This window comes from Sporichthya sp. (assembly GCF_013815995.1).
In the GTDB taxonomy this organism is placed as follows: domain Bacteria; phylum Actinomycetota; class Actinomycetes; order Sporichthyales; family Sporichthyaceae; genus Sporichthya.
In genome coordinates, this window is the sequence record NZ_JACDFE010000190.1 from 1 (window position 1) to 8,806 (window position 8,806).

The window sequence follows — 8,806 nt, forward strand, 5'->3', positions numbered from 1 at the left end:
GCGCGACCCTGCGCCGGCGCCTGGTCGCCGTCCCGGCCCGCACCGCCGCACCGCAGCGGCGCCGCGTGCTTGCACCTACCCGCCCGCTGGCCCTGGGCCGATGCATGGACAGCCTTGTGGGACCAGGTGTTCACTCCCGCGACCGGGCCCCCAACGCGCGCCTGACCCATCAACTCGCCGCGCAGGCCCGACCGGAACCCGAGTGGAAAAGCTGGCACCAGGCCAGCGGGTTCACCGCGGGCAACCGCGGGGCTGACCATGATCACCGCAACTCAGGTGACCGGACCAGCGGCTCCACGGATCGAGGCTTAGCCTCCCTGGAGACCGCCCGCCCGCCCGCACCTCCAGGAGCAGCCACCGCCATGGCCGAGAACAGCGTCGATCCGAAACCGTCGAACTGTGCTCCGGGGAGCCATGGCTGCCGGCGTGACCGCCGTCGCCGGCTCCACTCTCGCCGCCTGCGGCGGTGGCGAGGCGACCCTCGCGCAGGACGACGGCGGGTCAGGGGCCGGCGCCGCCCCGATCGCGGCCGGCAGCTCGCTCGGCCCGACCCAGGACATCCCGGTCGGGGGCGGCAAGGTCTTCATCTCGCCCGCGGTGGTGGTCACCCAGCCGACGGCGGGGACCTTCAAGGCCTTCAGCGCGATCTGCACCCACGAGGGCTGCCCGGTGGCCAAGGTGGCCGACGGGGTGATCAAGTGCCCGTGTCACGGCAGCGAGTTCTCGATCGAGGACGGCTCGGTGAAGCGGCCGCCGGCCTCGAGCCCGCTCACCGCGGTCGCGATCACCACGACGGGCGGGAACATCGCCGTCGCCTGACTTGGGGCGTTGAGTACCGTGGCGGCGTGATCCTCGATCTGTACACGTGCTTGTGGAACGAGGCCCGACTACTCCCGTACTTCCTGGACCACTACGGGCCGCACTGTCGACGCATCGTGGTCATGGACGACGGTTCCACCGACGGGACGCTGGAGATCCTCGCCGCCCATCCTGCTGTGGAGATCCGCCGGATGCCGCGCGAACGAGACTCGTGGGTGCTCGCCGTCGCCCGTTGGAAGAACGAGGGTTGGAAGGAGTCCTACGATGCGGACTGGGTGATCCACCTGACGGTGGACGAGATCGTCGGACCGGACCTCACGGTCGCGTTGGAACGGCACCAGGCGGCAGGGGCGACAGTCCTGCGGCCGCGGGGCTTCGACATGATCGCCGAGGACGACGCGGACCCAGCGACGGTCGATGTCGGGGTCTTCAACCCCCAGTACTCCAAGCCGTGCCTGTTCCGGCCGGACAAGATCACCAATCTGACGCTCGCGCCGGGCAGCCACGATGCCAGCTTTGAAGGCGAGGTCGTCCTCGTCGAGCCCGAGGATCTGATTCTGCGTCACTACCGGTACCTCGGTCGCGAGCAGACCTGGGCCCGGTACAAGGAACTGGATGCCAAACGGCGGGGAGGGGACAAGGTGCGCCAGTTCGGCGCCCAGTACGCCGCGGCGCGGGAGGAGTTTGACGCCAGCTTCGACGAGGCTTTGGCGAACGCCGAACGGGTTCCGTCCTAACTCGACGCGTCAGCGGCGCCGGGCCCGGTGGCGAACGGCCGCGCGCGCCCGTTCCACCCGCCGGAGGAGCCGCCAGGTGCGGGAGGCCTCGATGGCCCGCAGCCGCTGAATCAGCCGCCGGTTCCGCGCCGTCAGCCGGGCAACCTGGGTGTAGAGATCGGCATTCTCCTGGCCGAACGCGGCTCGGGAGTGTGCGTACTCTGCGAGCTGGGCGGAGATCTCGCCGCGCGAGCGGTACAGCTCCTGGATCTGCGCCGCGGCAACGTCCACGGCCCCCTGCGCGGCCGAGAGGTCGGTGTGCCAGGAGGCAAGGGCGCGGCTGCGGAGGTCACGTCGGCTGCGTTCATCGCAGACCAGGCGGTGCACGATCTCGGCCTCGGCCGCCCGGGGTTCGGCCGGGCCGGTCCAATAGGCGGTCGTCAGCGTGACGGACTCGATCGCGAACCGGGTGCCAGAGTCGGGGCCTGGTTGCCCGCCGAGTCGGCGGTAGGCGTCCACCCGGAAGCCGGCGCCGTCGGCCAGGGCGGTCTGGCCCACCCAGACCGAACCGTCCGGGTCGAGCTCGGTTCTCAGGAGATGGCCGTACTCCACCTCCGCCAACAGCTCGGCCAGTTCGGTCAGGTGGTCAGGAAACCACAGCGTCTCGTCGGTCGTGGTGGCGACGAGAGTTCCTCGGATGCTCTGAACGGCCGCCGCGGCACGCGGGCCGTCGAGGAGGATCACCCGCGCATCACCGGCCGCCAGGTCCAGGCTGCGGCGCGCGGCATCGGCGTCGTCGGGGTCGGGGAGCAGTATCAGCTCGAGGCTCGGTTCGCTCTGGGCCAACACGGCCGCGACGGCGTAGGGGAGTAGCTCCAACGACCGCCCGACGGACATCAGAACGGTGAATCGAGGTGCCGGGTCCATCATTGCGCGGATCGGTCGTCACTCAGGAGTTGGACGTCCCCGCGGACCTCCATCCGGCCTTCCAGGAACTCGGCATTGAGCCAGGTGACCTCAGGGCCGAATCTGGCTTCCAGAGACGCCAACGCCGCCGACGAAATGGCTGTCGGTCTCCGTGCAGCCCCGTCGGCGATCAGGGACTCGCCGCTCCATCCGGGGCCGCGTGCGCCGGGCGTTCGGTTGAGGTGCCGCAGGAGCTCGACCTCCTGCGCAGTGAGCCCGCGATTGACCGAGGACGGCGGCAGCTCCCAACCGCCGGAATCGGTCAGCCCGAGAACGTCCCGCACGAAGGAGGGGAACAGCTGCGCCCCGACGGAGTCGTAGTGAAGGATCTGCACCCGCGAGCGGCCGACGGCATCGACCAGTCGGGTCAGCCGAGGCTGGAACAGGGCGACGCGCCGGCCGAAGTCGTCGCCCCCCTCGAGGTATTCGTCAAAGGTCCCGCTGTAACCGTTCCGCTTCACCCGCTCCGAGTACGAGGAGACGAAGTACGGGGCGATGTCGCGGACGTAGACGACCACGCGGAGTTCAATCCCCGCGCGGTCCGCTTCCTCGCCCAGCACCGCGAGATGGTTGGGGTCGAAGCGGTAGAGCAGCTCCGAGGAATAGAGGGTGATCGGGAAGGTGCTGAGCGCAACGCCGGTGCACAGTGCCCGGAGTCCACTCTGAGCCTGCGTCAGATCGGCGGGGGCGGCTGCGAGTTCACTGCCGAGCAGGTTGGCGAGCGCCGGCCCGTTGCCGTTGGTGACGCCGAGGGCGCGCGCCACGTCGTCGTCCGTGTGCGGGGGATAGTCGACGCCTTGGTCGGCAAGCCGTTGCCGGTTGCGAACCAGGGCCACCTGCAGGGCGCTTGTCCCGGTCTTGCCCATCCCGATGTGCAGGACGAGGCGCCGCCGCCGGTCGCGGCGCACGCGAGCGGCGAACTGCCGGAGGCGCGTCACGTGGAGCGAGCCGTGTAAGGGTGCTCGGCCAGGACCAGCACCTCCGTATCGGGGGTCTCCAACTCGTAGTCGACGAACTCGTCGGCCGCGATCAGCGCGGAGGATCCCGGCTTCACGAGCCGGCGCTCGGTCTCGCCGTCGCCGTGGCGGAGCCGCAGGGTGACCGACCCGCGTAGGAGCAGGAGCAACTGGCGACATCCCGCTTCATGCCCACCGCGTCGGGCGGGAGACCCTGGGGCCGCGACGACGAAGCAGCGCTGTGGCTGAAAGGGCAGGGTGCCGAACTCGATCGAGATCAGCGTCCCTCGCGGGTCGAGGAACACCGGCAAGGGTTGGTAGTCAGCCAACGGGGGCCTGCCACCCGGCGAGCGCGGACACGACGGTGTCCACCTCTGTCTCTTCGAGCGTCGGGAAGCAGGGCAGGCTCAGGATGCGGTCCCGCCATGCCCGTGCGTTCGGGAGATCCGCCGGTGCCCCGAGCCGGATCCCGGGCATCTCGTCGATCAGCCAGGGGTAGTGGACCGCCGCGTCGACGTGGTGGGTGGCGAGCACCTCCCGCAGCCGGTCCCGGTTCGGGGTAACGACGACCGCGTGATGGGCGACGAAGGAGTCGTCGTCGGGTCCGAGCAGATTCCCGGGCGGCAGGACGGCGCGATAGCGGCGCGCGATGGCGCGCCGCCGCTCGTTGTTGTGATCGAGGAACGGCAGGCGGGCCGTGAGCACTGCGGCCTGCAACGCATCCAGGCGGGCGTTGCGTCCGCGGCTGTCGGTGATCCGGAACGACTCGCTCCAGCCGTACTGGCGCAGTGACCGCACCTGTTCGGCAACGTCGGCCCGATCCGTCACGACCGCGCCGCCGTCGCCGAAAGCCGCGAGATTCTTGGTGGGATAGAAGCTGAACGCCGCGGCGTCCGCGAAGGTACCGACAGGTCGGCCGTCCCGACGCGCGCCCGTAGCCTGCGCGCAGTCCTCGACCACCACAATGCCGCGCTGTCGGGCCCAGGCCACCACCGGCTTCACGTCCGCGGCGAGTCCGTGCAGGTGCGTCAGGACCACCGCCGTGACCCGGGGGCTGCAGGTGCGCTCCAGCTCGGCGACGCTCACGAGTCCGTTCTCGGGGCTGACATCCACCGCGACCGGCACCAGACCCGCCGCCTGCGCGGCCGCCGCGGCGTAGCCGCCGTCGGAGGCGGGCACCAGAGCTTCGGTCCCGGCAACGCATCCCAGCGCTTGCAGCGCCAGCACGAGCGCGTCACTCCCGTTGTCGACGCCGATGCAGTGCCGGCTGCCCAGATAGGCCGCGAAGGCGTCCTCAAAGGCCGCCACGAATGGACCGCCGATCAGCGGGCCGGTCGTCAGCACGGCCTCGACCGCGGCACGCACGGCCGCGCGCTCCGCTTCGGCGAGTCGGGTCGGGTCGGCTGTCGGGACAGGGCGCACCAGGGGTGCGGTCATCCGGCGTCCAGACGGGCCCGCATCTCTTTCGGGGTCATCACGCGGCGTCCGAGCAACGAGCCGAGAGCGAGGGCACGCTCGACCAGGGCGGGGTTGGTCGCCAGCTCTTCACGTCGCGCGTCGAGGTAAAGCCCGTCCTCCAGCCCCACCCGGACGCCGCCGCCGGCGGCCAGGGACATCGCGTGCGCGACCGCCTGGAAGTCCCCGAGGCCGGCGCCGCTCCAGATCGCGTCCTCGGGCAGGTCGGAGATCATCAGGCCCAGCGCCGACGGCGTCGCCTGAGCGCCGGCGATGTTGCCGACGAACAGATTCACCACGGCGGGGCGGGGGACCAGGCCCTCACGTCGCAGCACGCGGACCATGTTCGCCATCCCGAGGTCGAATACCTCCAGTTCCGGCACGATCCCGCGCTCCAGCAAGATCCGGGCCAGGCCGCGGATGACGTCCGGCGGATTCACCGACGCCTGCTGGACGAAGTTCAGCGAGGACAGCGTGAGGGAGGCCAGGTCCGGCTTGAGGTCGCCATCGAGGGCCAGGCAGTCCGCCCGTCGCTCCAGTTCGGCCCAGTTGCGGCCACTGGTGCTCACGTTGATCAGGATCTCGGGATCGACTTCGCGGACGGCGCCGACGAAGGCCGCGTAGGTGTCGCGCTTCCAGTCCGGAGCCCCGCCGGCGTCCCGCGCGTGGATGTGCACGGCGGTGAGGCCAAGCTCCGCCACGGCCCGGACGTCGCGGGCCAGTTCCGACGGGGTGAGCGGCACGTGCGGGCTGTGCGCGCGGGTCGGGACCATGCCGGTGGGAGCAGCACGAGCGGGAACGGTGCGGTCAGAGCTGAGGACAAGACGGCGGCCTCCAGAGGGGCGTTTCGGTGGGCGCCACAGGGTCTTCCCCGGTTGCTCCAGATTACAGCCCGATCAGTGGCCTGACGTGCAGAGCGGGCAGTCGCTCGACCAGGACTCGGCGGCGCCGATCACCCGGGCGGGATTGCCGACCACGATCGCACCGTCGGGCACGTCCTTGGTCACCACGGCCCCCGCGCCGACGAGTGCCCCACGGCCGATCGTGCGCTCCGGCAGTACAACCGCGCCCGAGCCGATGAACGCCCCCGCCCCGGTTCGGACCGAGCCGCTGAGCACCGCCCCGGGTCCGGTCGAGGTGAACGGTCCGAGCGAGCAGTGGTGGCCGACGCTCACCGTCCGGTTCAGGTTGACGAAGCAGCCCACCTCGGCCTGGGCCCCCACACATGCCAGCGCGTTGGCGTACACCCCGTGGCCGACGCGTGCCGTCCGAGCGACAACGGCGGTGGGGTCGACGATTGCTTCCAGGTGCCGCAGCCCGGCCGCCCACGCTGTCTGGGCCGCAGCGGCCCGCGCCCGGGCGGAGGACGGCCCGAGGACGGCCCGGTCCAGGTCCGCGGGGACGACTGTGTGGAGCCCGGGCAATCTCTCGTCAGCGCCCCCGTAGTTGTCAACACAGATGACCTCGTCACCGAGTCGCCACAGCGTCTCGACGACCTCCCACGCGTACGGGGTGGCGACGCCGTAGACGGCGGTTCGGTTCATGGGCACTCCTGGGCTTGGCGGGGACAGTCTCTCGCCTCTCGCGGTGGGAGCGACCATCGGATCCAACGGGGTGCCGCGGCACAGAGTGACGGTGAATCAGGTTGGGGGTCGTGGCCCACCGGGATCGGCTGAACAACTGTCTCGGCCTGCTAGCCTCGGCAAAGCCCCAGGCCCGGAACGGAGCCGGACATCGCTATGAGGATGCTGCTCGCGAGCGCTCTGGTTGTCGGCTGCATGAGTTTTCCCACCCAGTCTGCGAGCAGCACAGTGTCCGCTCCGCCGACTACGCGGCCCGATAGTGCGTCGACCGCCGCTCGCCAGGTAACACCGGTTGACACCTACGAGGTTGTCCACACCTGGCCGCACGACCGGAAGGCCTTCACGGAGGGGCTACTTTTTCACGACGGGGACCTGTGGGAGAGCAGTGGGCAGTACGGCGAGTCGACACTGCGCAGGGTTGACCTGCAAACGGGGAGAGTACTCAAGGAGCGTTTTCTCGGACGGGAGTACTTCGCCGAGGGGGTCGCGCTTCTTCGCGGAAAGCTGTATCAGCTCACGTGGCAGGAGCATCAATGCTTCGTGTACGACCCCACGAACTTGTCGGTGGAATCAGCGCTCTCGTACGAAGGCGAAGGGTGGGGACTCACGCACAACGGCACGAACTTGATCCGGAGCGACGGGACGAACAAGCTGCGTTTCCTCGACCCGAGAACGTTCGAGGTGAAGCGGACGATCAGTGTCCTCGACGGCGACCGGCCGGTGCTGGGAGTGAACGAACTCGAGTACGTCAGGGGCGAGATCTACGCCAATGTCCTGCCCGACCGGCGGATCGCACGGATCGATCCGCGGGATGGTGCGTTGCTCGGTTGGATCGACCTGACGGATCTGGTAGCCACGGTGAAGGTCAGTGATGAAGATGCCGTCCTGAACGGCATGGCCTATGACGAAGCCGGCGATCGGCTCTTCGTCACCGGTAAGCGGTGGCCGACGGTGTTCGAGATCCGGATCAGGGAAAGTTCCGAGCCTAGAAGTCCCGATCCTCTCCGGTGACGACAGGGATGCGCAGGCCGGTTCGACATCCGACCCGCGCTTGGCCTGGGCGCCGGGGTGCTACTTGGCCGTATAGGTTCCGTTGAAGGCGCCCTCGACACCGTTGCCCTCGACCGTATTGCCTCCGCCGGACAGCAGCGCCGACCCGGCGGTGACGGACAACCCGGTGCTGTTGTCCACCAGCACCGTGCGCTGGACGCGCACCGCGGAGGAGGTCTCGCTGATGATGCCGGTGCCGTTGGCTTGCACCGTGCAGGTGTCCACCACCATTCCTGCGTTGGTTGCCCTCAGCCCGACGGCCGTGTTGTTGGACGCGCTGCAGTCGCGCATGGCGACCCGGGCGCCGGGTCCTGCCGTGAGCCCGGTGCCGTTGAGGTCCATTCGGCCTCCCACGACCGTGACGCGCGCGAGCCCGGTGGTGGGGGCGATGGAGATTCCGGAGCCGGTGTTGTTGTCGAAGCGCGAGTTGGTGACCACGAGCTGTCCGGGCGCTGTCATGGAGATCCCGCTGCCGGTGAAGTTGTAGGCGGTGACGTTGTCGACGATCAGCGCCTTGCCTTGGAGGAAGCGGATGCCGTTGAAGCCACCGGCGGTGTTTGCACCGTTGATTTCGATATCCCGGATCTGGACGGTGATGCCCGCGCCGTTCACGGTGATGCCGTGAATGCCCGAGGACAAGATGCTGCTCGCGAGGCCGTTGCCGGAGATCGTGATCGACTTCGTGATGTTCACAGCGCCGAACCCACCCGGGTCGAGGACGCTGATCTCTCCGCCGGGTGCGGTCTTGGAGATGGCGCCGGCGAAGGTCTTGCACGGGGCGGTGCGCGAGCACGGGTTCGCGTCGTCTCCGACCCCGGAAACCCAGGTGCGGGTCGCCTGCGCGGACGCAATGGTCGCGCCGATCAGGGTCTGCCCGAGCAGTCCCGCGCTGAGGACGACGACCCCGATCTGCCATCTGCTGCGGGGTCTGGCCATCACGGAGGCTCCTTCTCGGTCGACTCAGTGCGCCGGGCTTCCGCGCCGTCGCCTGCGGAAATGTCGGTGCCATCCCTTTGGTCCGGGTTGTCCCGAAGCTTAGGAAGCCCGAAAGCCAGGTTTCCATCCCCCTAGCGATCTGTCTGTGAATTAGTGCGGTATAGTGGACCATGCCGATCAAGACAGCACCGGCGTTGGCGGTCACTAGTGAGCAGCGCGCGGAGCTGACCCGGATGGCGCGGTCCTCGACGTTGCCCCACCGTGCGGTGGTCCAGGCCCGGGGTCTTCTGTTGGCCGCGGACGGGGTGGCCAATCAGGAGATCGC

At 69.3% G+C, this 8,806-nt stretch carries 10 protein-coding genes and 1 pseudogene; 4 read left to right on the forward strand and 7 right to left on the reverse strand.

The features are described 5' to 3' along the window. From H0X00_RS18220 to H0X00_RS18230, 3 genes and pseudogenes are all read left to right on the forward strand, one after another. Nucleotides 1–165 (forward strand): annotated as a pseudogene (locus H0X00_RS18220) (IS1380 family transposase); the annotation flags it as partial. A gap of 249 nt (nt 166–414) precedes the next feature. After that, nucleotides 415–819 (forward strand): Rieske (2Fe-2S) protein, encoded by a 405-nt coding sequence (locus H0X00_RS18225; RefSeq protein ID WP_293773676.1) that lies wholly within the window; start codon nt 415–417, stop codon nt 817–819. Between the two features lie 26 nt (nt 820–845). Continuing rightward, nucleotides 846–1,556, forward strand: coding sequence for a glycosyltransferase family 2 protein (locus H0X00_RS18230; RefSeq protein ID WP_293773678.1), 711 nt, complete (start codon nt 846–848; stop codon nt 1,554–1,556). 9 nt (nt 1,557–1,565) lie between these two features. On the opposite strand, the gene H0X00_RS18235 is transcribed toward H0X00_RS18230, so the two are convergent. From H0X00_RS18235 to H0X00_RS18260, 6 genes are read right to left on the reverse strand one after another with little or no spacing between them, the layout of a single operon-like run. Beyond that, the gene (locus H0X00_RS18235) at nt 1,566–2,432 is read right to left on the reverse strand and encodes a glycosyltransferase family A protein (protein WP_293773681.1); all 867 of its coding nucleotides are present in this window, start codon (nt 2,430–2,432) and stop codon (nt 1,566–1,568) included. Nucleotides 2,433–2,461: 29 nt separating this feature from the next. Then, a complete protein-coding gene (locus H0X00_RS18240; RefSeq protein WP_293773684.1) occupies nt 2,462–3,439 on the reverse strand; it encodes a hypothetical protein in 978 nt (325 codons plus the stop codon). Further along, on the reverse strand, nt 3,436–3,786 hold the full coding sequence (locus tag H0X00_RS18245) for a WxcM-like domain-containing protein (RefSeq protein ID WP_293773686.1): 351 nt from the start codon (nt 3,784–3,786) through the stop codon (nt 3,436–3,438). The genes H0X00_RS18240 and H0X00_RS18245 overlap by 4 nt, the downstream gene beginning before the upstream one ends. After that, the gene (locus H0X00_RS18250) at nt 3,779–4,894 is read right to left on the reverse strand and encodes a DegT/DnrJ/EryC1/StrS family aminotransferase (RefSeq protein ID WP_293773688.1); all 1,116 of its coding nucleotides are present in this window, start codon (nt 4,892–4,894) and stop codon (nt 3,779–3,781) included. Before H0X00_RS18250 ends, H0X00_RS18245 begins: the two co-directional genes overlap by 8 nt. Further along, nucleotides 4,891–5,796 carry a 3-keto-5-aminohexanoate cleavage protein gene (locus H0X00_RS18255; RefSeq protein WP_367186688.1) on the reverse strand — a complete coding sequence of 302 codons (906 nt, stop codon included), beginning with the start codon at nt 5,794–5,796 and terminating at the stop codon, nt 4,891–4,893. Before H0X00_RS18255 ends, H0X00_RS18250 begins: the two co-directional genes overlap by 4 nt. 12 nt (nt 5,797–5,808) lie before the next feature. After that, on the reverse strand, nt 5,809–6,456 hold the full coding sequence (locus H0X00_RS18260) for a hypothetical protein (RefSeq protein WP_293773690.1): 648 nt from the start codon (nt 6,454–6,456) through the stop codon (nt 5,809–5,811). Nucleotides 6,457–6,651: 195 nt separating this feature from the next. Between H0X00_RS18260 and H0X00_RS18265 the strand changes: the two genes are divergently transcribed. Beyond that, the gene (locus H0X00_RS18265; RefSeq protein ID WP_293773693.1) at nt 6,652–7,506 is read left to right on the forward strand and encodes a glutaminyl-peptide cyclotransferase; all 855 of its coding nucleotides are present in this window, start codon (nt 6,652–6,654) and stop codon (nt 7,504–7,506) included. 60 nt (nt 7,507–7,566) lie between these two features. Here the strand turns inward: H0X00_RS18265 and H0X00_RS18270 are convergent, their stop codons facing one another. Next, on the reverse strand, nt 7,567–8,481 hold the full coding sequence (locus H0X00_RS18270; RefSeq protein WP_293773696.1) for a right-handed parallel beta-helix repeat-containing protein: 915 nt from the start codon (nt 8,479–8,481) through the stop codon (nt 7,567–7,569). Nucleotides 8,482–8,806: the final 325 nt, after the last annotated feature.

Excerpts from the sequence above, each read along its gene's own strand:
- H0X00_RS18225 (WP_293773676.1), top strand. The coding sequence starts at position 415 with ATGGCTGCCGGCGTGACCGCCGTCGCCGGCTCCACTCTCGCCGCCTGC.
- H0X00_RS18260 (WP_293773690.1), bottom strand. The coding sequence starts at position 6,456 with ATGAACCGAACCGCCGTCTACGGCGTCGCCACCCCGTACGCGTGGGAG.
- H0X00_RS18250 (WP_293773688.1), bottom strand. The coding sequence starts at position 4,894 with ATGACCGCACCCCTGGTGCGCCCTGTCCCGACAGCCGACCCGACCCGA.
- H0X00_RS18265 (WP_293773693.1), top strand. The coding sequence starts at position 6,652 with ATGAGGATGCTGCTCGCGAGCGCTCTGGTTGTCGGCTGCATGAGTTTT.
- H0X00_RS18235 (WP_293773681.1), bottom strand. The coding sequence starts at position 2,432 with ATGTCCGTCGGGCGGTCGTTGGAGCTACTCCCCTACGCCGTCGCGGCC.
- H0X00_RS18270 (WP_293773696.1), bottom strand. The coding sequence starts at position 8,481 with ATGGCCAGACCCCGCAGCAGATGGCAGATCGGGGTCGTCGTCCTCAGC.